Here is a 26761-nt window from a genome sequence, read left to right as displayed (position 1 = left end):
GTTGACGACAACCGGCCGGGCGCCCCTGGTGTGTGCGGTCCGGCAGATCAGACCTTGGAGCGCGACGCCTTGTACTGCTGGGCGGTGAGCTCGGCGACCTGGTCGAGGGTCGGCGACTGGCCGAGCATGGCACCGGCCGTGTCCATGACGCTGACCACGCCGTACGTGCTGTAGTCGGCCCAGATGCAGGTGGGGATCTTGAACTCCTTGGGCCCCTTCTCGACCGAGCCGTCACCGTTCGGGTTCGAGAACTTGAGGTACTGGCACTTCATCAGCGCGCCCTCGAAGCCGGAGGGAGTCTTCTCCTCGGGGGATCCGACGGGCTCGAGCTTGAGGCCGTCCTCGTCGAGCGCCGTGCCCTCCTTCTTCGAGTAGTTGGCGAAGCCGCCGTCGATCGCCTTCTCCGGGTCGGCGATCTCACCCCATGTCCCGTTCAGGTTCATGCTCTTGGACTTCAGCGGGTCGGAGGAGTCCCCGGCGCTGTAGTCGGCGCGGACCATCTGAGGGTTCGTGACCCCCATGGCGGTCGCGTTCGCCTTCTGCTTGTCGGTCATCGGGAGGGGCTTGGCGCTGCCCTTCATCTTGTACTCGCCGACCGAGGCGGCCGGCGTCACCTTGTAGCCCTTGGTGTCGCTGGCCACAGCACCGTTCCCGCCGCCCTGGGTGAAGAACCACACGCCACCGGCGATCAGTGCGAGCGCGACCACCGAGGCGCCGACGATCAGGCCGGTCTTGGACTTCTTCGGGGCCGGCGGGGGCGGCGGGTAGCCGCCGGGGCCCTGGGGGGCGCCGTACTGGGGCTGCTGCTGCGGGTAGCCGTACGGAGGCTGCTGAGGCGGTACGCCCTGGGGCGCCTGCTGGGGGTAGCCGTAACCGGGCTGCGGCGCCTGCGGCTGCTGGCCGTAAGGGCCCGGCTGCTGACCGTACGGACCGGGCTGGCCGTACGGCCCGGGCTGCTGAGGCTGACCGCCGTACGGGCCCGGCTGGTTGTAGCTCATGAACAGGTTCCCCTCACAGGATGTTTATGCGTAGCGAACATCCTGTCGGAAGCCGTGCCCCGCTTGGGCGGCGGGGGGCACACCGTTACGGAACTATCGGGTTTCGGTACAGCCCTGTGGCACCCCTAAACTGACCCCGTGACCGAGAACACTCAGCAGCAGCCAGCAGCCAACCCCGAACTGCCGACCCAGTACGCGCCGGCCGAAGTAGAGGGGAAGCTGTACGAGCGCTGGGTAGAGCGCGGTTACTTCGAGGCGGACGCGAAGAGCGAGAAGCCGCCGTTCACCATCGTCATCCCGCCGCCGAACGTCACCGGATCCCTGCACCTGGGCCACGCCTTCGAGCACACGCTGATCGACGCCCTCACCCGCCGCAAGCGGATGCAGGGCTACGAGACGCTGTGGCAGCCCGGCATGGACCACGCCGGCATCGCCACCCAGAACGTCGTCGAGCGCGAGCTCGCCAAGGAGGGCAAGTCCCGCCACGACCTGGGGCGTGAGGCGTTCGTCGAGCGCGTCTGGCAGTGGAAGGCCGAGTCCGGCGGTCAGATCAGCGGACAGATGCGTCGCCTCGGTGACGGCGTCGACTGGTCCCGTGAGCGCTTCACCATGGACGAGGGCCTGTCCCAGGCCGTCCAGACCATCTTCAAGAAGCTCTACGACGACGAGCTGATCTACCGCGCCGAGCGCATCATCAACTGGTGCCCGCGCTGTCTGACGGCCATCTCCGACATCGAGGTCGAGTACCAGGACGACGACGGCGAGCTCGTCTCCATCCGGTACGGCGACGGGGACGCGTCCATCGTCGTCGCCACCACCCGCGCCGAGACGATGCTCGGTGACACGGCCGTCGCCGTCCACCCGGACGACGAGCGGTACAAGCACCTGGTCGGCACCGAGATCGAGCTGCCGCTGACCGGCCGCCGCATCCCGGTCGTCGCCGACGAGCACGTCGACCCCGAGTTCGGCACCGGCGCCGTCAAGGTGACGCCGGCGCACGACCCGAACGACTTCGAGATCGGCCAGCGCCACGACCTGCCGAACCTCGCCGTCATGGACGAGCGCGCGGTCATCACCGCCCACGGCCCCTTCCAGGGCCTGGACCGCCTTGAGGCCCGTTCCGCCATCGTCGCCGCGCTGCGCGCCGAGGGCCGGATCGTCGCCGAGAAGCGCCCGTACGTCCACTCCGTCGGCCACTGCTCGCGCTGCAAGACCACCATCGAGCCGCGCCTGTCGATGCAGTGGTGGGTCAAGGTCGGCCCGCTGGCCAAGGCCGCCGGTGACGCCGTCCGCGACGGCAAGGTCAAGATCCATCCGCAGGAGATGGAGAAGCGGTACTTCGACTGGGTCGACAACCTCCACGACTGGTGCATCTCGCGGCAGCTCTGGTGGGGCCACCGCATCCCGGTCTGGTACGGCCCCAACGGTGAGATCGTCTGCGTCGGACCGGACGAGCAGCCGCCGACGGGCGAGGGCTGGCACCAGGACACGGACGTCCTCGACACCTGGTTCTCCTCCGGCCTGTGGCCGTTCTCCACCATGGGCTGGCCGGAGCAGACCGAGAGCCTCGCGAAGTTCTATCCGAACTCCGTCCTGGTCACCGGCTACGACATCCTCTTCTTCTGGGTCGCCCGGATGATGATGTTCGGCCTGTACGCGATGGACGGCACCCCGCCGTTCCACACCATCGCCCTGCACGGCATGGTCCGCGACCAGTTCGGCAAGAAGATGTCGAAGTCCTTCGGCAACGCGGTCAACCCGCTGGACTGGATGGACACGTACGGCTCCGACGCCGTCCGCTTCACCCTCGCGCGCGGCGCCAACCCGGGCGTCGACGTCCCGATCGGTGAGGACTGGGTCCAGGCCTCCCGTAACTTCGCCAACAAGATCTGGAACGCCACCCGCTTCGCGCTGATGAACGGTGCGACGGTCGAGGGCCCCCTCCCGGACCCGTCCGAGATGACGGCGACGGACCGCTGGATCCTCTCCCGTCTCAACAAGACGGTCGCCGAGGTGGACGCGCTCTACGACGACTACCAGTTCTCGAAGCTGTCGGAGGCGCTGTACCACTTCGCGTGGGACGAGGTCTTCGACTGGTACGTCGAGCTGTCGAAGACGACGTTCTTCGCCGGTGGCGAGCAGGCGAAGGTCTCCGGCCGGGTTCTCGGCGAGGTTCTGGACGTCATGCTGCGGCTGCTGCACCCGGTCGTCCCGTTCGTCACCGAGACGCTCTGGACCACGCTCACCGGCAAGGAGTCCGTCGTCATCGCGGACTGGCCCGCCGACTCCGGCTTCCGTGACGAGGCCGCCGAGAAGGAGATCGAGCTGGTCCAGCGGGTCGTCACCGAGGTCCGTCGGTTCCGTTCGGACCAGGGCCTGCAGCCCGGCCAGAAGGTCCCGGCCCGCCTGGACCTCGCCGGCACCGCGCTCGCCCCGCACGAGGCGGCCATCCGTCAGCTGCTGCGCCTCCAGCCGGAGGGCGAGGGCTTCGCCGCCACCGCCTCCCTGCCGGTCGCCGGCGCCACCGTCGCGCTCGACCTGTCCGGCACGATCGACGTGGCGGCCGAGCGCAAGCGGCTCGCGAAGGACCTGGCCGCCGCCGAGAAGGAGAAGGCGCAGGCGAACGGGAAGCTCGGCAACGAGGCGTTCCTCGCGAAGGCGCCGGACAACGTCGTGGAGAAGATCCGCACCCGGCTCGCCAAGGCGGACGAGGACATCGCCCGCATCCAGGCGCAGCTGGAGCGGCTGCCGCAGGCGTAGCAAGCATCAGCGGAGGTGAGAGGGTCCGAGGCCGAGAGGCTCCGGGCCCTTCGCCGTTTCCTGGCCCGGTCCGGACTGTTTGTCCGGAGTGCCTGACATCACACCACTTGTGACCAAAGTCCGCCCGGCCAGGCCGAAGGACCTTGGATGATGGAAGGCATGTCCCGACTGCCCACCTTCCCCGCGCTGCGCGCCCGCGTGGACCGGTGGGCGGGTTCGCCGCGCGCCCTGGACGTCGTCACGGCGGTGAGCGCCTTCGCGCTGATGTCCCTGGACGTGCCGGGCCTGGCCCGTGCGGACAACTCCCTGACCGGCGCCACCGCCTCCCTGGTCCTGGCGGCCGGGGCGGCGACGCTCGTCCTGCGGCGACGGCTCCCCTGGGTGCCGTACCTGGTCGCGCTCTCCCTGATGGGCTGGCTGCACGAGCTGACGATGATTCAGTTCGCGCTGTACTCGCTCGGCCGGTTCCGGGGGCGCAGGGTCGCGGTCGTCGCGACGGTGCTCTACGTGGCCGTGGCCTACGCCCTCCACCTGACGCCCGGCTGGCCCGCCCGGCACGGCGAGACGGTCAGCGAGTTCCTCAGCCTCGTCGTGCCCATCGGCGTGCTCGCGGCCGGTGTCGGCATCGCCGCGTACCGCCAGGACCTCGTGCGCGCCCTGGAGTCCCAGCGCGCGGAGGCGGCGGCCCGGCAGGCGGTCCAGGAGGAGCGGATCTCGGTCGGGCGGGACGTCCACGACCTCGTGGGGCGCGAGCTGACCGTGCTCGCCGTACGGGCCGAGGTGCTCTCCGTACGGGCGCGGGGCGCGACGTACCAGAAGGACTTCGAGGAGCTCGCGGACACCGCGCGGCGGGCCCACCACATGCTGAACGAGACGATCGTGCGGCGGGCCGACGGCGGCGCGGCGACGCCCGGTCTCGCGGGGCTGGCCGCGCTCGCGGAGGAGAGCGGGCGGATGGGCAGCCCGGTCGACCTCTCGGTCGCCGGCGAGGCCGAGGCGCTCTCCCCGCTGCGCCAGGCGGCCGTCCACCGCGTCGTCCAGGAGTGTCTGACGAACGCGGCCAAGCACGCGCCAGGGCTGTCGGTGACCGTGTCGATCTCGGTGACCGGCCGCGACCTGCGCGTCGACGTCCGCAACCCGCTCCCCGCGACCCCGCCCGACCGCGCCCCGGTATCGACGGGCACGGGCCTGTTCTCCATGCGGGAGCGGGTCACCAGCATGGGCGGCAGCCTGTCGGCCGGCCCGGACGGCGGTACGTACACGGTGACGGCCCTCCTCCCGACGGGCTTCGACGACCCGACGGGCTTCGACGACCCGACCGGCTTCGACGCCCCTCGGCCCGCGTAGCCCCCCTCGGCCCGCCCGGCCCGTCCAGCTCTCTCAGGCCGCCCGGCCCCTGAGCCTCCCTGGCCCTCACCGCCCACTCTGCGCCCGTCCCCGGACCCTTTCGGTGAGCGGTGGGCCGAAAGTCCCGAAAGGGGTGGGTCCATGGTCCTGTCGGTGCCCCTCCGTAGACTGGGGCCCGTGAGTGAGCCCCGCGACCATTCCGGCGAGTCCGACCCGTTCGACGACATCGTCGCCTCCGAGACCGACAGAGACCCCGACCTGGCGGTGATCGAGGCCGGCAGCCGTACGCTGCGCGCGCAGTCCGGTCCGCCCCAGGGCGACCCCGTGCCCGCCCGGCCCGCCGACCCGGAGGTGGACAAGGCGCTCCGTGAGGTCGAGACCGAGCTGTCGACCCGCTGGGGCGAGACCAAGCTGGACCCCTCGGTGGCGCGCATCGCGACGCTCATGGACGTCCTCGGCGAGCCCCAGCGCGCGTACCCCTCCATCCACATCACCGGGACGAACGGCAAGACGTCCACGGCCCGGATGATCGAGGCGCTGCTCGCCGCGTTCGACCTGCGCACCGGGCGGTACACCTCGCCGCACGTGCAGACGATCACCGAGCGGATCAGCCTGGACGGCGCGCCGATCTCCGCCGAGCGGTTCATCGAGACCTACCAGGACATCAAGCCGTACGTGGAGCTGGTCGACGCCCGCGAGGAGTACCGGCTCTCCTTCTTCGAGGTCCTCACCGCCATGGCGTACGCGGCCTTCGCCGACGCGCCGGTGGACGTGGCGGTCGTCGAGGTCGGCATGGGTGGCACCTGGGACGCGACGAACGTGATCGACGCCCAGGTCGCCGTCGTCACCCCGATCGACCTGGACCACACCGACCGGCTCGGCGACACGCCCGGTGCGATCGCGGTCGAGAAGGCCGGGATCATCAAGCAGGGCGCGACGGTCGTCCTCGCCCAGCAGCCGGTGGACGCGGCGCAGGTCATGCTGAAGAAGGCCGTCGAGGTCGACGCGACGGTGGCCCGCGAGGGCATGGAGTTCGGCATCGTCTCCCGCGAGGTCGCCGTCGGCGGCCAGCTGCTCACCCTGCGCGGGCTCGGCGGTGAGTACGAAGAGGTCTTCCTGCCGCTGCACGGCGCGCACCAGGCGCACAACGCGGCGGTCGCCCTCGCGGCGGTCGAGGCCTTCTTCGGGATCGGCGCGGAGCACGCGCGCACCCTGGACGTCGACACCATCCGGCGGGCCTTCGCCTCGGTGGCCTCCCCGGGTCGCCTGGAGGTCGTCCGCAAGTCCCCGACGGTCATCCTGGACGCCGCGCACAACCCGCACGGCGCGCGGGCCACGGCCGAGGGCATCAGCGAGTCGTTCGGCTTCTCCCGGCTCGTCGGTGTCGTCTCCACCAGCGCCGACAAGGACGCCAAGGGCCTGCTCGAAGCGTTCGAGCCGATCTTCGCCGAGGTCGTGGTCACGGCGAACTCCAACCCGCGCGCCACGGACGTCGACGCGCTCGCGGCGATCGCCGTGGAGGTCTTCGGCGAGGACCGGGTGGTCGTCGAGCCGCGTCTGGACGACGCGATCGAGACCGCCATCACCCTCGCGGAGGAAGAGGGCGAGTACAGCGGCGCGGGCGTGCTCGTGACCGGTTCGATCTTCACGGTCGGCGACGCCCGGCTGCTGCTGGGAAGGCGCTGAATCCGATGCGTACGCTCTGTGCCTCGACGCTGATCGGCGAGTTCTTCGTGATCGGCTTCGCCGGGCTCGTCGCCATGAAGGACGACAGCCTGTCGATGTCCACGGTCTGGTGGGTCTGCGGCGTCGCGATGCTGCTGTCGGTGCTGCTCTGCGGGATGATCACCCGGCCGGGCGGCGTCCAGCTCGGCTGGGCGCTGCAGATCGCCCTGATCGCGAGCGGTTTCGTCGTCCCGGTGATGTTCTTCCTCGGCGCGGCCTTCGCCGGCCTGTGGTGGGCCTCGTGCCACTACGGCGCGAAGATCGACGCGGTGAAGGCGCGCTGGGCCGCCCAGGCGGAGGCGCAGCCGGAGCCGGAGGCGGGCTGAGGCGCCCCGGGGGGCCCGACCGGCGCCCGACCGGAGCCCGGTCGGGAAGCCCGACTGGGGAGGGCTTGACGCTGCGTAATCGGCGGCGGTTCCGGCCCTGTAGCCTCTGAGTCCCGCACACCGGATTTGAAGGAGTCCCCACCGTGAGCCAGCGCACGCTCGTCCTGCTCAAGCCCGACGCCGTCCGCCGTGGCCTGATCGGCGAGATCATCGGTCGCATCGAGCGGAAGGCCGGCTGGACCATCTCCGCGCTCGAACTGCGCGAGCTGAGCCAGGAGACGCTGGAGCAGCACTACGGCGAGCACAAGGGCAAGCCCTTCTACGAGCCGCTGATGGGCTTCATGCAGTCCGGCCCCGTCGTCGCCCTGGTCGTCGAGGGCGAGCGCGTCATCGAGGGCCTGCGGACCCTCGCCGGCCCGACCGACCCGATCGCCGCCGCCCCCGGCTCCATCCGTGGCGACTTCGGCACCATCGTCCGCGAGAACCTGATCCACGCCTCGGACTCCGAGGAGTCCGCCATTCGGGAAATGAAGATTTTCTTCCCCGGCCTGGCGTGAGCCAGGGCTGAACGGGTCTGTCCTCAACCACCCTTTCTGACCCGATGTCAGCCATCCTCCGCAACGAACCTGGGGCGACCGAAGGAATTTCGGTCGCCCCCGGGCATATGAACGCGCCGAGCGGGAACGCATCGCACCGTCCTGTCGTCACCTGTACAGAGGTGGACCACCGCGCGGTATCCGTGTGGGCGGCACTACGATGGAAAACTCCACGCCGTAGCACCTGAACACCCACCACCTCGCCTACCTGAGAAGCCGTCAACGCTCCGATTGGGAAGGCCCGACGCATCCTCATGGGAAACAAGGGGAACTCAATGTCGTTCATCGGCCGTGACATGGCTGTCGACCTCGGGACCGCCAACACGCTGGTGTACGTCAGGGGTCGAGGCATCGTTCTGAACGAGCCGTCCGTCGTCGCGATCAACACCAACACCGGCGGCATCCTGGCGGTCGGCGCCGAGGCGAAGAAGATGATCGGCCGGACACCCGGCAACATCGTCGCCGTCCGGCCACTGAAGGACGGTGTCATCGCCGACTTCGAGATCACGGAGCGGATGCTCCGCTACTTCATCCTCAAGATCCACAAGCGCCGCTACCTGGCCCGTCCCCGGGTCGTCGTCTGCGTGCCCTCCGGCATCACCGGAGTGGAGCGCCGCGCGGTCATCGAGGCCTCGACCCAGGCCGGCGCCCGCCAGGTACACATCATCGAGGAGCCCATGGCCGCGGCCATCGGCTCGGGTCTGCCGGTCCACGAGGCCACGGGCAACATGGTCGTCGACATCGGCGGCGGCACCACCGAGGTCGCCGTCATCTCGCTCGGCGGAATCGTCACGGCACAGTCCATCCGGGTGGCCGGCGACGAGCTCGACAACGCGATCATCCAGCACATCAAGAAGGAGTACTCGCTCCTCCTCGGTGAGCGCACCGCCGAGCAGATCAAGATCACCATCGGCTCGGCCTACGACCTCGACAAGGACGAGCACACCGAGATCCGCGGCCGTGACCTCGTCTCGGGTCTGCCCAAGACCGTGGTCATCTCGGCCGCCGAGGTCCGCAAGGCCATCGAGGAGCCGGTCAACGCCATCGTCGACGCCGTGAAGACGACGCTCGACAAGTGCCCGCCCGAGCTCTCCGGTGACGTGATGGACCGCGGCATCGTTCTCACGGGTGGGGGCGCTCTCCTGCGCGGCCTGGACGAGCGGCTGCGCCGCGAGACCGGGATGCCGATCCACATCGCCGAGGACCCGCTGGACTCGGTGGCGCTCGGATCGGGCAAGTGCGTGGAGGAGTTCGAAGCCCTCCAGCAGGTCCTGGACGCCCAGCCCCGCCGATAACAAGTGCGCAGCTTTTGGCTCGCGATCGGCTGTACGGGTGGCAAGAACCCCCGTACAGCCGATCGTTGATATAACGACACAAACCGCACCGAACCCCAGAGGAAAGGCACGGCCGCCGCACGTGAGGGACACACGAGAGAGCCGGCTGCTCCTGGTGCTGCTGATCGCCATCGCGTTCGCGCTGATCACGGTGGACATCCGCGGCGGCGAGGAGTCACCGGTCGACGGCGCCCGGCAGGCAGCCGCCGCGGTCTTCGGACCGGTCGAGAACGGCGTCGCGGCGGCGGTCGATCCCATCGGCAACGCCATAGGGGCCGTACGCGACTCCGGCGAGCGGCACGACCGCCTCGCGGCCCTGGAGCGCGAGAACGCCGCCCTCAAGGCCAAGCTCGGCAGCGACGACCGCAACCGCAGCCGCCTCCGCGAGCTCGACACCCTGCTCAAGACCGCCGGCGCAGGGCAGTACGGCATCAAGGGCGCGGAGGTCATCGCCATAGGAGCGGCCCAGGGCTTCTCCTGGACCGTCACCATCGACGCGGGCGCCAACGACGGCATCGCGCGGGACATGACCGTCCTGAACGGCTCCGGTCTCGTCGGCCGCGTCACCACCGTCGGGCCGTCCACCGCGACCGTGCTCCTCGCCAGCGACCCCGACTTCACCGTCGGCACCCGCATGGAGAAGTCGGACGAACTCGGCTTCGCCACCGGCCAGGGCAACGGACCGCTCCTCGTCCAGCTCCTCAACGGCAAGGCGAAGGTGAAGAACGGCGACCGGCTCGTCACCTTCGGCTCGCAGGCCGACAAGCCCTTCGTTCCCGGCGTCCCGGTCGGCGAGATCGTCCGCATCGACCCGCTGGGCGGCGGCCTCACGCGCAACGTCTACGTCCGCCCGTACGTCAGCTTCTCCAAGCTCGACATCGTCGGCGTCGTCGTCCAGGCCCCGCGCACCAACCCCCGCGACATGGTCCTGCCGCCCAAGCCGAAGCCCGCGCCGACCGTCACCGTCACGGTCACGCCTCCGCCGCCGGCGGACGGCGAGCAGCCGCAGGGCCAGGTACAAGGGGAGCAGCAGGGCCAGGCGCAGGGGGAGCTGCCGGGGCAGCAGCCGGGCCGGCCGCAGACCGGACAAGAGCCGCAGCAGGGGCAGAAGCCCGAGAACGAGCAGGGGGACTGAGTCATGAAGTTCAACCGGATCCTGCTCTCCACCGCGCTCGTCGTCGTCGCCCTGGTCATCCAGGTCTCCGTCCTCGCGCGCCTCCAGCTTCCCGGCGCCGTACCCGACCTCGTCCTGCTGACCGTCCTCGGCCTCGCCCTCGTGTACGGCCCCCTCAGCGGCTCCCTCATCGGCTTCGGGGCCGGCCTCCTCGCCGACCTCGCCCCGCCCGCCGACCACGCCGCCGGGCGCTACGCCCTGGTCCTCTGCGTCATCGGCTACCTCGCCGGTCTCGCCCGCCCGGACAACGGCAGGCTCAAGTCCGCCAGCGGCCCGATGGCCGTCGTCGTCGCCGCGTCGATCGGCTCCACCCTGCTGTACGCGGGGGTCGGCGCCCTCGTCGGCGACACCGCCGCCCGCCATGTCGGCCTGGGCTTCCTGCTGTTCACCGCGGCCGTCTACGACCTCCTGCTCGCGCCCTTCACCGTGCCCCTGATCATGGCGCTGGCCCGGCGCGCGGAGAACGACCCGCTCGCGGCCGACACCTCCGGCGGAACGGACGTCGCCTCCGGCTGGCTCAGCTCGGGCACCGGCCTGCAGATCGGCACCCAGCGCGGCGGCCTGCGGGTCAAGGCCGCCCGTTCGAGAGCGTCACGCGCCGGACGCATCAAGGGAGTCAAGCGACTGTGACCGAGGGGGCAACGGCAGCATGAGCAACATCCCGGAGACGGGGCGGACCCCCAGGGTCCAGACCCGGCTGATCATCATCCAGATCCTTGTCTTCTCCCTCCTCCTCACCCTCGGCGGGCGCCTCTGGTACCTCCAGATCCGCAACGGCAAGGAGTACACCGAGGAGGCGAAGAGCAACCACGTCCAGCGGGTCGTCCAGCCCGCCGTCCGCGGCTCCATCCTCGACGCGCGGGGCGTCCCGCTCGCCGACAACGAGACCCGGCTCGTGGTCTCCGCCTCCCGCACGGACCTGATGAAGATGAAGGACGACGGCAAGGCCGTCCTCACCCGCCTCGCGGGCGTCCTGGGCATGAAGCCCAAGGACGTCATGGACAAGGTCCGGCTCTGCGACTCCCAGACCCCGAAGCCCTGCTGGAACGGTTCCCCCTACCAGCCGATCCCGATCACCGACGAGGCCACCACGCAGCAGGCGCTGCGGATCCGGGAGAGCACCGAGGACTTCCCCGGCATCACCGCCGAACTCACCGCCGTACGCCGCTACACGGCGCCCGGCAAGGCCCGTACCGCGCAGGTGCTCGGCTACCTCTCGCCGGTCACCGACGAGGAGATCCAGAAGGCGAAGGACACCGACTCGCCGCACCTTCGCTCCGACCAGGTCGGCCGCTCCGGGCTCGAACGCACCTACGACAAGGAGCTGCGCGGCAAGGCGGGCGTCACGTCCTACGAGGTCGACAAGGTCGGCCGGGTCATGGGCCAGACCGAGGCCGAGCCGGGCATCCCCGGCTCCACCCTCGTCACCAGCATCGACGCCCGGGTCCAGTCCGTCGCCGAGTACGAGCTCCACCAGGCGATGAAGACCGTCCGCGGCGAGACGGACAAGATCACCGGCCGGAGGTACGAGGCGGACGCCGGTGCCGTCGTCGTCATGGAGTCCAAGACCGGCCGGGTCGTCGCGATGGCGTCCCAGCCCGACTACGACCCCAACGCCTGGGTCGGCGGCATCTCCGGCAAGGACTACGCGCAGCTCACCAGCAAGGACTCCAACTACCCGCTGCTCAACCGGGCCATCCAGGGCCAGGCACCCGCCGGCTCCGTCTTCAAGGTGGTGTCGGCCAGCGCCGCCGTGCGCGGCGGCCACGACTTCAACGACAAGTACCTCTGCAGCAGCTCCTACAGCATGGGCAACCGGAGCTTCGCGAACTTCGAGTCCCAGGGCCACGGCCCCATCACCCTCGGCGACGCACTCAAGTTCTCCTGCAACACCGTCTTCTACCGCCTCGGCCACCAGGAGTGGTCGCGTGACGGCGGCCTCAAGCCGAAGAAGGACGCCAAGGACTGGTTCTACCGGACCGCCCGCGACTTCGGATTCGGCTCCGAGACCGGCATCGACGTCCCCAACGAGGTCAAGGGCCGCATCCCCGACCGCCAGTGGAAGCAGAGCTTCTGGGAGGCCAACAAGGACTCCTGGTGCAAGCAGGGCAAGAAGGGCGGCACGTACGTCGAGCAGATCGCCTACGAGAGCTGCCTCGAAGGCAACCAGCTGAAGGCCTACGACAGCATCAACTTCGCCATCGGCCAGGGCGACGTGCTCATCACCCCCATCCAGCTCGCCACCGCCTACGCCGCCATCAGCAACGGCGGCACCCTCAACAACCCCACCATCGGCAAGGCCGTGATCAGCCCCGACGGCAAGAGCATCAAGGAGATCAAGCCCCAGGCCCACGGCAGGCTGCCGGTCGACGCCCAGACGATCCGGGACCTCGACAAGGGGCTGCGCTCGGTCGTCGAGCCCGGTGGAACCGCCGCCTGGCGGTTCGGCGGCTGGCCGCAGGACAAGATCCCGATGCGGGCCAAGACGGGTACCGCCCAGGTCTACGGCAAGCAGACCACCTCCTGGTTCGCCACGTACACCGACGAGTTCACCATCGTCATGACGATCTCCCAGGGTGGTACGGGCTCCGGCGCCTCCGGCCCGGCCGTGCGCAACATCTACGACGCCCTCTACGGCCTCGACGACGCCGGCAACCAGGACCTCAAGCGCGCCCTGCTGCCCAAGCCGCAGTCGACGCTGCCGAAGGTCCAGCCCGACGGCACCATCGACGCCCCGGACGTCAAGGCGTACGACCCGAAGTCGCAGCTGGTCGACCCGTCGAAGGACAAGCAGGGTCAGCAGCCGCTCGCGGGCCCGCCCGCCTGGCAGAGGGACTGAACCGATGACCGCACCTCACGGCTTCTCCGTCTCCCGGTACGCCCCCGAGCGCGGCCCACTCGCGAAGCTCACCGCCCGCGACTCGGTGGTGCGCCGGCTCGACTGGCCGATCCTGCTCTCCTCGCTCGCCCTGTCCTTCGTCGGCGCGCTGCTCGTCTGGTCCGCCACCCGCAACCGCACCGAGCTGAACGCCGGTGATCCGTACGCGTTCCTCTTCCGGCACTCGCTCAACACCGGCATCGGGGTCGCCCTGATGATCGGTACGGTCTGGCTCGGCCACCGCACGCTGCGCGGCGCGGTGCCGGTCCTCTACGGCATCTCGATCCTGCTGATCCTCGCCGTCCTCACGCCGCTCGGCGCCACCATCAACGGCGCGCACGCCTGGCTCGTGATCGGCGGCCTCTCGCTCCAGCCCAGCGAGTTCGTGAAGATCACGATCATCCTGGGCATGGCCGTGCTGCTCGCGGCCAAGGTCGACGCCGGTGACCTGGTGCACCCCGACCACCGGACCGTCGCCAAGTCGTTGCTCCTCGCCGCGCTGCCGATGGCCATCGTCATGCTGATGCCGGACCTCGGCTCGGTGATGGTCATGGCCGTCATCGTGCTCGGTGTGCTGCTCGCCTCCGGAGCCTCCAACCGCTGGGTCCTCGGCCTCATCGGCACCGGAGTCGCCGGCGCCGTCCTGGTCGCCGCGCTCGGGCTGCTCGACGAGTACCAGATCAACCGCTTCGCCGCCTTCGCCAACCCCGAGCTCGACCCGGCGGGCGTCGGCTACAACACCAACCAGGCGCGTATCGCGATCGGCTCCGGAGGCCTGTACGGCGCGGGGCTCTTCAACGGCCACCAGACCAGCGGCCAGTTCGTGCCCGAACAGCAGACCGACTTCATCTTCAGCGTCGCGGGCGAGGAGCTCGGCTTCCTCGGCGGCGGGCTGATCATCGTGCTGCTCGGCGTGATCCTCTGGCGTGCCTGCCGGATCGCCCGCGAGACCACCGAGCTCTACGGCACGATCGTCGCGGCCGGCATCATCGCCTGGTTCGCCTTCCAGTCCTTCGAGAACATCGGCATGGCGCTCGGCATCATGCCGGTGGCGGGCCTGCCGCTGCCGTTCGTCTCGTACGGCGGTTCGTCGATGTTCGCGGTGTGGGTGGCGATCGGACTCCTCCAGTCCATCAGGGTGCAGCGGCCGATGACGGCCTGAGGCGCGACCGAGGCGGACTCCCCTTCCGTTCGCTTCCCGTCTAGATTCGATTCATGGCGGAGACCAAGCGCGAGATCGAGCGGAAGTACGAAGCCACGACCCGGACGGAGTTGCCGGACCTGACGCGGGCGGACGGCGTCGCCTCGGTGGAGGACAGAGGCGTCGCCGAACTGGACGCGGTCTACTACGACACACCGGCCCTGCGGCTGGCCGCGGACTCGGTGACCCTGCGCCGCCGCACGGGCGGCGGGGACGAGGGCTGGCACCTCAAGTTCCCGGTGGCGGTGGGCGTACGGGACGAGATCAGGGCCCCGCTCTCGAAGACCCTCCCGACGTCCCTGGCGGCCCTGATCCGCTCCCGGACCCGCGACGAGTCCGTCGTCCCCGTCGTCCGCCTCCGCTCCTCCCGCGCCGTCCGGCACCTGGTGGACGAGCAGGGCGCTCTGCTGGCGGAGGTCTCCGTGGACACCGTCCACGCCGAACGCCTCCCCAAGGGGCCGGAGACCTCCTGGACGGAGATCGAGGTCGAGGTCGCCGACGAGGCGGACCCCGAGATCCTCGACGCGGTCGAAAAGCGCCTGAAGAAGGCGGGCATCCGCCTGTCGACGGCCTCGTCGAAGGTGGCGAGGGCCTTGGAGGAGACGGGGGACCCGGCCGCCGGGGCGGCCGACGGGGCACCGGGGGAGGGCACCGCCGGTGGACGCGTCCTCGCGTACGTACGGAAGCAGATCGAGGCGATCGTCGCCCTCGACCCCGCCGTCCGGCGCGAGCTGCCCGACTCCGTGCACCAGATGCGCGTCGCCTGCCGGCGCCTGCGCAGCGCCTTCAAGAGCTACCGCAAGGTCCTCGACCGCACCGTCACCGACCCGCTCGGCGCCGAGCTCAAGTGGCTCGCCGGTGAACTCGGGCACGCCCGCGACCAGGAGGTCCTCCACGCACGCCTGCTCGCCCGCGTCGACGCGATCCCCGACACCCTCCTCCTCGGCCCCGTCCGGAGCCGCCTGCGGATCTGGGACACGGCCAGGGCCGAGGACGCCCGCCGCAGGGCGCTCGCCGCCCTCGACTCCGACCGCCACCTCGCCCTCCTCGACGCCCTTGAGGTGCTGCTCGCCGACCCGCCGCTCCGCAAGGCCGCCCACGGCGCCCCGGAGACCGTCCTCGCCCGCGCCGTCCTCAAGGACTACGACCGCCTCGCCACCCGCGTCGACCACGCCCTCGCCCTGCGCCCCGGGCACGACCGCGACGTCGCCATGCACGAGGCCCGCAAGGCCGCCAAGCGCGCGCGCTACGCCGCCGAGGCCGCCAGGCCGAGCCTCGGCAAGCCCGCCAAGCGCTTCGGCAAGAAGGTGAAGGCCGTCCAGTCGCTCCTCGGCGACCACCAGGACAGCGTCGTCGCCCGCGAGGCCCTGCGGGACCTCGGCATCCAGGCCCACGCGGCCGGGGAGTCCGCCTTCACCTGGGGACTTCTCCACGGCCAGGAGGAGGCGGCGGGCGCGGACCGCGAGCGCGAGTTCCCCGAGGCCTGGGCCAAGGCGGCGGACCCGGAATTGAGGGCGCCGTTGACGTCGTGAGCACCGGGTACGCTTGAGAGTCGCCCCCTGCCAGCTCACGAAGGTTCGAGATGTCTGCTGCCGAGTCTGTCTTCCCGCAGCTCGAAGCCCTGCTCCCGCACGTGCAGAAGCCGATCCAGTACGTCGGTGGAGAGCTGAACTCCACGGTCAAGCCGTGGGAGTCCGCCGACGTCCGCTGGGCGCTGATGTACCCGGACGCCTACGAGGTCGGTCTGCCCAACCAGGGCGTCATGATCCTCTACGAGGTACTGAACGAGCGCGAGGGCGTCCTGGCCGAGCGCACGTACAGCGTGTGGCCGGACCTCGAAGAGCTCATGCGGGAGCACGGCGTCCCGCAGTTCACCGTCGACAGCCACCGCCCGGTCGGCGCGTTCGATGTCTTCGGCCTGAGCTTCTCCACCGAGCTGGGCTACACCAACATGCTCACGGCCCTGGACCTCGCGGGCATCCCGCTGGAGTCCAAGGACCGCACCGTCGACCACCCGATCGTGCTCGCCGGCGGCCACGCCGCCTTCAACCCCGAGCCGATCGCGGACTTCATCGACGCGGCGATCATCGGCGACGGCGAGCAGGCCGTCCTCGACATGACCGAGATCATCCGCCGGTGGAAGGCCGAGGGTCGCCCCGGCGGCCGCGAGGAGGTCCTCCTCCGCCTGGCCAAGACCGGCTCGGTCTACATCCCGGGCTTCTACGACGTCGAGTACCTGCCCGACGGCCGGATCGCCCGCGTGGTCCCGAACCGCTCGGGTGTCCCGTGGCGCGTCTCGAAGCACACGGTCATGGACCTCGACGAGTGGCCGTACCCCAAGCAGCCGCTGGTCCCGCTCGCCGAGACGGTCCACGAGCGGATGTCCGTCGAGATCTTCCGCGGCTGCACCCGCGGCTGCCGTTTCTGCCAGGCCGGCATGATCACGCGCCCCGTGCGGGAGCGAAGCATCACCGGCATCGGCGAGATGGTCGAGAAGGGTCTCAAGGCGACGGGCTTCGAGGAGGTCGGCCTCCTCTCGCTCTCCTCCGCGGACCACTCCGAGATCGGTGACATCGCGAAGGGCCTTGCCGACCGCTACACGGACGACAAGATCGGCCTGTCGCTGCCGTCGACCCGCGTGGACGCCTTCAACGTCGACCTCGCCAACGAGCTGACCCGCAACGGCCGCCGTTCCGGCCTCACCTTCGCCCCCGAGGGCGGCTCCGAGCGCATGCGCAAGGTCATCAACAAGATGGTCTCGGAGGAGGACCTGATCCGTACGGTCGCGACGGCCTACGGCAACGGCTGGCGCCAGGTGAAGCTGTACTTCATGTGCGGCCTGCCCACCGAGACCGACGAGGACGTCCTCCAGATCGGTGACATGGCGGTCAACGTCATCGCCAAGGGCCGCGAGGTCTCCGGACAGAACGACATCCGCTGCACGGTCTCCATCGGCGGCTTCGTCCCCAAGCCGCACACGCCGTTCCAGTGGGCGCCACAGCTTTCGGCGGAGGAGACGGACGCGCGCCTGGAGAAGCTCCGGGACAAGATCCGCGGCGACAAGAAGTACGGCCGCTCGATCGGCTTCCGCTACCACGACGGCAAGCCCGGCATCGTCGAGGGCCTGCTCTCGCGCGGCGACCGCCGGATCGGCGCCGTCATCCGCGCGGTGTACGAGGACGGTGGCCGCTTCGACGGCTGGCGTGAGCACTTCTCGTACGACCGCTGGATGAGCTGCGCGGACAAGACGCTGCCGGCCATGGGCGTCGACGTCGACTGGTACACCACGCGCGAGCGCACCTACGAGGAGGTCCTGCCCTGGGACCACCTGGACTCCGGCCTGGACAAGGACTGGCTTTGGGAGGACTGGCAGGACGCCCTGGACGAGACCGAGGTCGAGGACTGCCGCTGGACGCCGTGCTTCGACTGTGGCGTCTGCCCGCAGATGGACACGCACATCCAGATCGGCCCCACGGGCAAGAAGCTGCTGCCGCTGACGGTCGTCAAGTAGCCGCATAACACTCCGGCGACGGCCCGGCGCGAGGGGAAACCCTCCGCCGGGCCGTCGCGTCATTCCCGGCATGAGCATGGAGAAAGCGGGGCCCCGGCCGGAGCCGGAGGGCTGCCTGACGGCGGCGATCAGGATCCCGGTCAGGATCGTGGTCCTGGTGATCGTCGTCCCCGTCCGGATGGTCTGGGACGTCCTGGTGGTCAGCGCCCGCGCCCTCGACCGGACGGTCCTGCGCCCCACGGGCCGCGCACTGGCCTGGCTGGCCAGGGCCCTCCTCGTCCACCCGTGGGTCTGGCTGTGGCGCCATGCGGTGTCGCCGGCCCTCCACCACGGCCTCGCGGTCCCGTCCATCTGGCTCTACCACCACGTCCTCACCCCCTTGGGCCACGGGCTGGTCGTGGCCGCGCGCTGGGTGGGGATGGCGGTGTTCGTGTGGCCGTGGGTGGGGCTGTGGCGGTACGTGGTCGTGCCGGCCGCGCGGTACGGGATCGGTGTTCCCGCCGTCTGGGTGTACCGGTGGCTCCTCACCCCGCTCGGCGCGGGCGTCGCCCTCCTCCTCGTCGGGCTGTGGCGGTACGGCGTCGTCCCGGTGGCCCGGTACGGGATCGCGATGCCGGCCGTATGGCTGTACCGCCAGGTACTCACGCCCCTCGGCCACGGTGTGGTCTGGGCGTTCAGCGGGCTCTGGCGAGGTCTGGTGTGGTCGGTCACCGGGCTCTGGCGGGGGCTGGTGTGGTCGGCCCGCGGGGTGTGGTGGGTGCTTCGGGGGATCGGGACGGCGGTGTTCGTGTGGCCGTGGGTCGGGCTGTGGCGATACGTCGTCGTGCCCGGTGTTCGGTACGGCGTCGTCCTGCCCCTCGGATGGGTGTGGCGGCGCGTCCTCGTGCCCGTCGGACGCGAGATCCTCGACGCGCTCCGGGTCTGCTGGCGCGTCGCCGGGTACATCTCGCGGGCCGTCGGGCGCGCCCTCAAGTGGATCGCCTGGAACCTGGTCGGCAGGCCCACCGTATGGGCGTACCGGAGCGTCTGCGTCCCCGTCGGCCACTGGGTCCGCGACCAGGTCTGGGCGCCGGCCCGGAAAGCGGCCGTCGGAGCCCGCCGGGTCGCACGGGAGGCCCTCGCCTCGGCGCGCGCGACCGTGCGGCAGGCCCGCCGCGACGCGTGGCGCGCGCTCGTCGGCGCACCCCGGACGACGGAGCCTGGGGAACCGGTGGTGGCCTCTACGCGTACTCTGGGTAGTACAACAACCGCCTCCGACGCGGCGCCCACACCCGAGATCTCCCTGCGAAAGCGGGGGTGAGCCGGGCGGGCCCCCCAGAGGCCACCTGTCTGTTCGAGGGCGGCGCGGCACCCGTGCCCGCCCCGCACCGAGGAGAAGAACCACTGGGCAAGCGACAGCCCGAAGGCCCGCCGCCCGCACCGGCGGTGCAGCGCATCCGACTGCGCTACACCAAGCGCGGCCGCCTCCGGTTCACCAGCCACCGTGACTTCCAGCGCGCCTTCGAGCGCGCGCTGCGCCGCGCCGAGGTGCCCATGGCGTACTCGGCCGGCTTCACCCCGCACCCCAAGGTGTCGTACGCCAACGCCGCCCCCACGGGTACGGGCTCCGAGGCCGAGTACCTGGAGATCGCCCTCACCGAGACACGGGACCCGGAGACTCTGCGGGTCCTGCTCGACGAGTCGCTCCCCGCCGGCCTCGACATCACCGACGCCGTCGAGGCCCGTACCTCGGGACTCGCCGACCGGCTCACCGCCTCCGTGTGGGAGCTCCGGCTCGACGGCGTCACCCCCGAGGACGCGGAGAAGGCCGTCGAGGCCTTCCTCGCGGCCGAGACCGTGGAAGTACAGCGCAAGACGAAGAACGGCATCCGTACCTTCGACGCCCGCTCCGCCGTCGCCGACCTCGTCGCGGACCGTCCACAGGCACGTCCCCCGGCTGATAGGCCCCTGGACAATGCCTGTGCGATACTGCGGCTGGTTGTTCGGCACGTGACACCTGCCGTGCGACCCGACGACGTCCTGTCCGGTCTCCGAGCTGTGGCCGACCTGGCGCCGCCGGTCCCCGCAGCGGTGACCAGGCTGGCGCAGGGGCTCTTCGACGAGGAGTCCGGCACGGTGACCGACCCGCTCGCGCCCGACCGCGAGACAGTCACGGCCGCTCCACCCACGGCCGCCGCGACCGCCTCAGCGACGGCGCCGGGTACCGGTTCCGCGTAGGGAGCGGTCGTCGTAGCGCCGCCCTGGCACTCGGGAGCCACCTGGGTCGGGCAGCGCACTGACCAGGAGACTTTCGCCAGGCCGTACGCACAACGCGTACGGAACCGGCGAGCCAGACATCAGCTCCCGTGCGGCGCCCGCGCCCCGGACGGCGGCACCGCGCATCGTGCGCGATCGTGCCGCCGGACCGGACCAAGGCGCGGCGCCCGGGGGCGTGACGGGAGAACCGCCCGCATGCTCGAGCAGCACGAAGAAAGCACCGAGAACAACAACGCACCTGGTGACAAGCTGCCGCCGCGCCGCAGGCGCCGCGCCGCTTCCCGCCCCGCCGGTCCGCCGGTCGCGGCGGAGGTCACCGACACCGTGGCCGAGGTCGTCGTGGAGGCGCCCGCCACCACCCCGGCCGCCGCGCCGGAGCCCGCGGAGGAGCCTGCCGCTCCCGCTCGCCCGCGTCGCCGCGCCACCCGTAAGGCCACCGCGCCCGAGCCGGTGGCGGAGACGGTCGAGGCCGCCGCGGTGGAGGAGGCTCCCGCCGAGGAGCCCGCCGCCCCTGCCCGTACGCGTCGCCGTGCCACCCGTAAGGCCACGACGCCCGAGCCGGTCGTCGAGACCGCCGAGGCGCCCGCGGTCGTCGAGACCGCCGCCGTGGTCGAGGAGGCCCCCGCCGAGGAGCCCGCCGCCCCGGCGCGCACCCGTCGCCGTGCCACCCGCAAGGCCACCTCCCCCGAGCCGGTCGCCGCAGCCGAGCCGGTCGCCGCGCCCGAGCCGGTCGTCGAGACCGCCGCCGTGGCGGAGCAGGCTCCCGCCGAGGAGTCCGCCGCCCCGGCGCGCACCCGTCGCCGTGCCACCCGTAAGGCCACCTCGCCCGAGGCCACCCCCGCCGGCGGCGAGAGCTTGCCGCGCGAGACCGTCGAGCAGATCACCGCCGAAGAGGCCGAGCCGGAGGTCGTCGCCGCCGAGAAGGCCGCCACCCGGGGCCGTACCCGCCGCCGCGCCACCTCCCCGCAGTTCACCTCCGAGCCCTCCGGTGCGAGCACCGGCTCCACTGGAGCGGCTGAAGCCGCGCGCATTTCTGCCCGCGAGGCGGAGGAGGAGCCCCGCGGCCGCCGTGCCGCGCGCCCCGCCGTCGCCGTCTTCCAGGCCCCGGTCTTCACCGAGCCGATGTTCCAGACCCCGGAGACCGCTGCCGCCGCCGCTGCCGCCGGCGTCGTGGAGCCGGAGGAGGAAGAGGAGGAGACGGTCGAGGCCGAGGAGACCGTCGCCGCCGTCGAGACCGTCGAGCGTCCCGAGCCCGCCGGCCGCCGTCGCCGCCGCCGTCGTGGCGAGCCCGCCCCCGAGCCCGTGGCCGTCGAGCCGGTGCCCGCCACCGTCGCAGACGAGCCCGAGGTCGAGGCCGAGGAGCCCGAGGCGGAGGCCGAGGAGGCCGACGAGTACGGCGACCGCCCGTCCCGTCGCCGCCGCCGTGGTGGCCGTCGCCGTCGCCGCGGTGAGCTCGCCGAGGCCGAGGAGGCCGAGGAGAGCGACGAGGCGGAGGAGGCCCGTGCCGAGGACGAGGAGTCCGAGGAGGAGGCCGAGTCCGACGAGTACGAGGGCGGCCCGTCCGGCGGCAGCAGCAGCTCCCGCCGCCGTCGCCGCCGTCGCCGCCGCAGCGGTGACGCCGGAGGCGAGACCGAGGCGGGCGAGGAGGACGGCGTCCGTACGGTCGTCAAGGTCCGCGAGCCCCGCCCGGCCCGCGAGAAGGCCGAGCCGTCCGACGAGGTCCAGTCCATCAAGGGCTCGACCCGCCTGGAGGCGAAGAAGCAGCGCCGTCGCGAGGGCCGCGAGCAGGGCCGCCGCCGCGTCCCGATCATCACCGAGGCCGAGTTCCTGGCCCGCCGTGAGGCCGTCGAGCGCGTCATGGTCGTCCGCCAGAACGGCGAGCGCACCCAGATCGGCGTGATGGAAGACAACGTGCTCGTCGAGCACTACGTCAACAAGGAGCAGGCCACCTCGTACGTCGGCAACGTCTACCTGGGCAAGGTCCAGAACGTGCTGCCGTCCATGGAGGCCGCCTTCGTCGACATCGGCAAGGGCCGCAACGCCGTCCTGTACGCCGGTGAGGTCAACTTCGAGGCGCTCGGCATGGCCAACGGGCCGCGCCGCATCGAGACCGCCCTCAAGTCCGGCCAGTCGGTCCTCGTCCAGGTGACGAAGGACCCGATCGGTCACAAGGGCGCCCGTCTGACCAGCCAGGTCTCCCTGCCGGGCCGTTACCTCGTGTACGTCCCCGAGGGCTCGATGACCGGCATCAGCCGCAAGCTCCCGGACACCGAGCGCGCGCGCCTGAAGACCATCCTCAAGAAGATCGTCCCCGAGGACGCGGGCGTCATCGTGCGCACCGCCGCCGAGGGCGCGAGCGAGGACGAGCTGCGCCGTGACGTCGAGCGGCTCCAGGCGCAGTGGGAGGACATCCAGAAGAAGGCGAAGAGCGGCAACGCCCCGACCCTTCTCTACGGCGAGCCGGACATGACCGTCCGTGTCGTCCGCGACATCTTCAACGAGGACTTCTCGAAGGTCATCGTCAGCGGCGACGACGCCTGGGAGACCATCCACGGGTACGTGAACCACGTCGCCCCGGACCTCACCGACCGCCTGTCCAAGTGGACGAGCGAGGTTGACGTCTTCGCGACGTACCGGATCGACGAGCAGCTGATGAAGGCGCTGGACCGCAAGGTCTGGCTGCCGAGCGGTGGCTCGCTGGTGATCGACAAGACCGAGGCGATGATCGTCGTCGACGTCAACACCGGCAAGTTCACCGGTCAGGGCGGCAACCTCGAAGAGACCGTGACGAGGAACAACCTCGAGGCGGCCGAGGAGATCGTCCGCCAGCTGCGCCTGCGCGACCTGGGCGGCATCGTCGTCATCGACTTCATCGACATGGTCCTGGAGTCCAACCGCGACCTGGTGCTGCGCCGCCTCCTGGAGTGCCTGGGCCGGGACCGGACCAAGCACCAGGTGGCCGAGGTCACCTCGCTCGGCCTGGTCCAGATGACCCGTAAGCGGGTCGGGCAGGGCCTCCTGGAGTCCTTCTCCGAGACCTGCGTCCACTGCAACGGCCGTGGCGTCATCGTGCACATGGAGCAGCCGACCGCCCCCGGCGGCGGCGGTGGCGGCAAGCGCGCGAAGAAGCGTCGTGGCGGTGCCGAGCACCCCGAGCACGAGCATGTCGAGGCCGTGGACACGGAGGCCGAGACGGTCGAGACCGAGGCCGAGGTGGCCGCGGAGATCGCCGCGCCGGTCGCCGTGGAGGAGCCCTTCCGCGTCGACGAGGAGCTGTACAGCAGCGCCGCCGAGGCCGAGGCCGCCGCCACGCGTGGTCGTGGTCGCCGTCGGGCGACCCGCAAGGTCTCCGCGCCGGCCGGTCCGCCGGCTGCCTCGACGCCCGCTCCGGTGGTCGTGGAGGAGCCCGAGGCCGTGGTCGAGCCGGAGCCCGTCGTTCAGGCCCCGGTGGTCGAGGAGGCCGCCCCGGCTCCCCGTGCCCGCCGCCGTGCCACCCGTAAGGCGACGGCCCCGGCCGGTTCGCCGGAGACGGTGATCGAGACCGTCGTCGAGCCGGTGGTCGCCCCCGAGCCGGTCGTGGAGACCGCGCCCGAGCCCGAGCCGGCCCCCGCGCCGGCCGTCGAGGAGGCCCCCGTGGCCGCCCCGCCGAGGGCCCGTCGCCGGGTCGTCCGCAAGGTGACCGCCCCCGCCGGTTCCCCGTCGGGCGCCGAGGAGGCCGCCGTCCTGGTGGTCGAGACCCCGGTGGCCGCCCCGGCTCCCGAGGCTCCTGTGGACGCCGAGTCCGAGGCCGAGGCGACCGCCCCGGCCAAGAAGACGGCCGCCCGCAAGACGGCGAAGAAGGCCACCGCGAAGAAGGCCGCCACCAAGAAGACGGCGACGGCCAAGAAGACCGCGGCGAAGAAGACGACCGCCAAGAAGGCCGCCACCAAGAAGACGGCGGCTCCGGCGCAGGACTGACCCGGTCGTGGGGGGGGGCGGTCCACTAGGGACGGCCCCACCGGCCCCGGCCCGGCCGTACCAGGCAGCGGGGGAGTCACCCGAATTTGACCCCCTGTGGCACCGGCCCGTAACCTTGACCGTCGGCGTGTCGTATGACCCGCCAAACCCCTGAGCACCCTCCTCCCGGTCTGCCGGGAGAGGCCGCTCGTCCACTTCCGGATCACCGCGGGCCCCGGCCCGTGTGAGCGGCTGGCATCAGGGGTCCGTTCCCGAGTGAGAGAGAGATCCGCGTGTACGCCATCGTGCGCAGCGGTGGTCGCCAGCACAAGGTTGCTGTCGGCGACATCGTTGAGGTTGACAAGATTTCCACTGCCAAGGTTGGCGACACCGTAGAGCTCTCTACGCTGCTCGTTGTCGACGGCGACGCCGTGACCAGCGACCCGTGGGTGCTGGCCGGTATCAAGGTCACGGCCGAGGTCGTGGACCACCACAAGGGCGCGAAGATCGACATCCTTCGCTACAAGAACAAGACCGGTTACCGCCGTCGCCAGGGCCACCGCCAGCAGTACACGGCGATCAAGGTCACCGGCATCCCCGCGGCTGCGAAGTAAGGGACTGAGGAGAGATGGCACACAAGAAGGGCGCATCGTCCACCCGGAACGGTCGCGATTCCAATGCTCAGCGGCTCGGCGTGAAGCGCTTCGGCGGTCAGGTCGTCAGCGCCGGTGAGATCCTGATCCGCCAGCGCGGCACCCACTTCCACCCGGGCTCGGGCGTCGGCCGTGGCGGCGACGACACGCTGTTCGCCCTGCAGGCCGGTTCGGTGCAGTTCGGCACCCACCGTGGCCGCAAGGTCGTGAACATCGTTCCGGTCGCCTGATCGGTTCTTTTGCGGAGGCGGACCTCACTTCCCGGCAGGGAAGCGGGTCCGCCTTTCGCGTGTTACTAGATAGACATTCCACCTCGTAGTACCCCTTGTAATTGGAGGCACAACCATGACCACCTTCGTGGACCGCGTCGAGCTGCATGTCGCCGCGGGTAACGGAGGCCACGGCTGCGCCTCCGTTCACCGGGAGAAATTCAAGCCCCTCGGCGGGCCGGACGGCGGCAACGGCGGCCGTGGCGGCGATGTGATCCTGGTCGTCGACCAGGCGATCACCACGCTCCTCGAATACCACCACTCCCCGCACCGCAAGGCGACCAACGGTCAGCCCGGTGCCGGCGACAACCGCTCCGGCAAGGACGGCCAGGACCTCGTCCTGACCGTGCCCGACGGCACCGTCGTCCTCGACAAGCAGGGCAACGTCCTCGCCGACATGGTCGGCCAGGGCACCACCTTCGTCGCCGGCCAGGGCGGCCGCGGCGGCCTCGGCAACGCGGCGCTCTCCTCCGCCCGGCGCAAGGCCCCCGGCTTCGCGCTGCTCGGTGAGCCGGGCGAGGCGCGGGACATCGTCCTGGAGCTGAAGACCGTCGCCGACGTGGCCCTCGTCGGCTACCCGAGCGCCGGCAAGTCCTCGCTCATCTCCGTCCTGTCGGCCGCCAAGCCGAAGATCGCGGACTACCCGTTCACCACGCTCGTCCCGAACCTGGGCGTCGTCACGGCCGGTTCGACGGTTTACACGATCGCCGACGTGCCGGGCCTGATCCCGGGCGCCAGCCAGGGCCGTGGCCTGGGCCTGGAGTTCCTGCGCCACGTCGAGCGCTGCTCGGTCCTGGTGCACGTCCTGGACACGGCGACGCTGGAGTCGGACCGCGACCCCGTGACCGACCTCGACGTCATCGAGGAGGAGCTGCGGCAGTACGGCGGCCTTGAGGACCGCCCCCGTATCGTCGTCCTCAACAAGATCGACATCCCCGACGGCCAGGACCTGGCGGACATGATCCGCCCGGACCTGGAGGCGCGCGGCTACCAGGTCTTCGAGGCCTCCGCCGTGGCCCGTACGGGTCTGAAGGAGCTCTCCTTCGCGCTGGCCGACATCGTCGCCAAGGCGCGCGCGGCCAAGCCCAAGGAGGAGTCGACCCGGATCGTCATCCGCCCGAAGGCGGTCGACGAGACCGGCTTCACCGTCACGTACGACGAGGCCGAGGACGTCTACCGGGTGCGCGGCGAGAAGCCGGAGCGCTGGGTCCGCCAGACCGACTTCAACAACGACGAGGCCGTCGGCTACCTGGCCGACCGCCTCAACCGCCTGGGCGTCGAGGACGCGCTGATGAAGGCGGGCGCCCGCGCGGGCGACGGCGTCGCCATCGGCTCCGAGGACAACGCGGTCGTCTTCGACTGGGAGCCCTCGATGATGGCCGGCGCCGAGATGCTCGGCCGCCGCGGCGAGGACCACCGCCTCGAAGCCCCGCGTCCGGCCGCCCAGCGCCGCCGCGACCGGGAGGCGGAGCGGGACGACGCGCAGCGGGAGTACGACGAGTTCAACCCGTTCTAGCCGGGGGCGCCGCGCCGGGTCGACGGGCGGAGCCCGGCGCAGACGGCCGAAGCCGGTGAGGCCCCCTGGGGCCGATCCGCGCGAGGGCGGCCATGGGGATGGGTCCGGGAGGCGGAGCGGGACGACGCGCAGCGGGGTACGACGAGTTCAACCCGTTCCAGGCAACCTTCAGGCCCCATGAGGGCCGGGGAGCGGGGGGGGGGGGGGGCGCGCCGCCCCCCCCCGGGGTCCTGGGGCGGGTGCGGTGTCGATTAAAAAAATCAAAAACAACAACAAACACA

Annotated in this window: 19 protein-coding genes; 18 read left to right on the top strand and 1 reads right to left on the bottom strand. The window is 71.0% G+C overall.

Translation table 11 applies throughout. From position 1 onward, the window contains the following. Nucleotides 1-47 precede the first annotated feature (47 nt). Entirely contained in the window at nucleotides 48-998 is a 951-nt protein-coding gene (locus tag ACWF79_RS32700) for a hypothetical protein (RefSeq protein WP_453731813.1), read from the bottom strand. A gap of 138 nt (nucleotides 999-1136) precedes the next feature. Between ACWF79_RS32700 and ACWF79_RS32695 the strand changes: the two genes are divergently transcribed. From ACWF79_RS32695 to obgE, 18 genes are all read left to right on the top strand, one after another. After that, the gene (locus tag ACWF79_RS32695; RefSeq protein ID WP_453731812.1) at nucleotides 1137-3758 is read left to right on the top strand and encodes a valine--tRNA ligase; all 2622 of its coding nucleotides are present in this window, start codon (nucleotides 1137-1139) and stop codon (nucleotides 3756-3758) included. 159 nt (nucleotides 3759-3917) lie between these two features. Further along, nucleotides 3918-5105 carry a sensor histidine kinase gene (locus ACWF79_RS32690; RefSeq protein WP_453731811.1) on the top strand — a complete coding sequence of 396 codons (1188 nt, stop codon included), beginning with the start codon at nucleotides 3918-3920 and terminating at the stop codon, nucleotides 5103-5105. A gap of 141 nt (nucleotides 5106-5246) precedes the next feature. Continuing rightward, nucleotides 5247-6791, top strand: a complete 1545-nt coding sequence (gene folC / locus ACWF79_RS32685; RefSeq protein ID WP_453731810.1) for a bifunctional tetrahydrofolate synthase/dihydrofolate synthase — start codon at nucleotides 5247-5249, stop codon at nucleotides 6789-6791. A 5-nt stretch (nucleotides 6792-6796) separates the two neighbouring features. Next, entirely contained in the window at nucleotides 6797-7156 is a 360-nt protein-coding gene (locus ACWF79_RS32680; RefSeq protein ID WP_453731809.1) for a DUF4233 domain-containing protein, read from the top strand. 143 nt (nucleotides 7157-7299) lie between these two features. Then, on the top strand, nucleotides 7300-7713 hold the full coding sequence (ndk, locus tag ACWF79_RS32675) for a nucleoside-diphosphate kinase (protein ID WP_352187845.1): 414 nt from the start codon (nucleotides 7300-7302) through the stop codon (nucleotides 7711-7713). Nucleotides 7714-8027: 314 nt separating this feature from the next. After that, nucleotides 8028-9047: a rod shape-determining protein gene (locus tag ACWF79_RS32670; protein ID WP_017239313.1), complete on the top strand. Its 1020-nt coding sequence runs from the start codon at nucleotides 8028-8030 to the stop codon at nucleotides 9045-9047. A gap of 121 nt (nucleotides 9048-9168) precedes the next feature. After that, a complete protein-coding gene (gene mreC, locus ACWF79_RS32665; RefSeq protein WP_453731808.1) occupies nucleotides 9169-10221 on the top strand; it encodes a rod shape-determining protein MreC in 1053 nt (350 codons plus the stop codon). Nucleotides 10222-10224: 3 nt separating this feature from the next. Further along, nucleotides 10225-10890, top strand: coding sequence for a rod shape-determining protein MreD (mreD, locus tag ACWF79_RS32660; RefSeq protein ID WP_453731807.1), 666 nt, complete (start codon nucleotides 10225-10227; stop codon nucleotides 10888-10890). Nucleotides 10891-10909: 19 nt separating this feature from the next. Further along, nucleotides 10910-13099 (top strand): penicillin-binding protein 2, encoded by a 2190-nt coding sequence (gene mrdA, locus ACWF79_RS32655; protein WP_453731806.1) that lies wholly within the window; start codon nucleotides 10910-10912, stop codon nucleotides 13097-13099. Nucleotides 13100-13103: 4 nt separating this feature from the next. Continuing rightward, complete coding sequence (gene rodA / locus ACWF79_RS32650; RefSeq protein ID WP_453731805.1) at nucleotides 13104-14300, top strand: rod shape-determining protein RodA; 1197 nt, start codon at nucleotides 13104-13106, stop codon at nucleotides 14298-14300. Nucleotides 14301-14353: 53 nt separating this feature from the next. Further along, nucleotides 14354-15871, top strand: a complete 1518-nt coding sequence (locus ACWF79_RS32645) for a CYTH and CHAD domain-containing protein (protein ID WP_453731804.1) — start codon at nucleotides 14354-14356, stop codon at nucleotides 15869-15871. Between the two features lie 50 nt (nucleotides 15872-15921). Continuing rightward, nucleotides 15922-17850, top strand: a complete 1929-nt coding sequence (locus ACWF79_RS32640; RefSeq protein WP_453731803.1) for a TIGR03960 family B12-binding radical SAM protein — start codon at nucleotides 15922-15924, stop codon at nucleotides 17848-17850. Nucleotides 17851-17920: 70 nt separating this feature from the next. Beyond that, nucleotides 17921-19150, top strand: coding sequence for a hypothetical protein (locus ACWF79_RS32635; RefSeq protein ID WP_453731802.1), 1230 nt, complete (start codon nucleotides 17921-17923; stop codon nucleotides 19148-19150). 125 nt (nucleotides 19151-19275) lie between these two features. Then, nucleotides 19276-20067 (top strand): TIGR03936 family radical SAM-associated protein, encoded by a 792-nt coding sequence (locus ACWF79_RS32630; protein ID WP_453731801.1) that lies wholly within the window; start codon nucleotides 19276-19278, stop codon nucleotides 20065-20067. A 234-nt stretch (nucleotides 20068-20301) separates the two neighbouring features. Continuing rightward, nucleotides 20302-24063 (top strand): Rne/Rng family ribonuclease, encoded by a 3762-nt coding sequence (locus ACWF79_RS32625; RefSeq protein WP_453731800.1) that lies wholly within the window; start codon nucleotides 20302-20304, stop codon nucleotides 24061-24063. A 272-nt stretch (nucleotides 24064-24335) separates the two neighbouring features. Beyond that, complete coding sequence (rplU, locus tag ACWF79_RS32620; RefSeq protein ID WP_015033583.1) at nucleotides 24336-24656, top strand: 50S ribosomal protein L21; 321 nt, start codon at nucleotides 24336-24338, stop codon at nucleotides 24654-24656. Between the two features lie 14 nt (nucleotides 24657-24670). Then, on the top strand, nucleotides 24671-24925 hold the full coding sequence (gene rpmA / locus ACWF79_RS32615; protein WP_073914109.1) for a 50S ribosomal protein L27: 255 nt from the start codon (nucleotides 24671-24673) through the stop codon (nucleotides 24923-24925). A 115-nt stretch (nucleotides 24926-25040) separates the two neighbouring features. Beyond that, nucleotides 25041-26480, top strand: coding sequence for a GTPase ObgE (gene obgE, locus ACWF79_RS32610; protein WP_453731799.1), 1440 nt, complete (start codon nucleotides 25041-25043; stop codon nucleotides 26478-26480). Nucleotides 26481-26761: the final 281 nt, after the last annotated feature.

The organism is Streptomyces sp. NPDC054975 (genome assembly GCF_053609105.1).
Note: the sequence above shows the minus strand (reverse complement) of the source record. Positions and strands in the feature narration are given on the sequence as shown.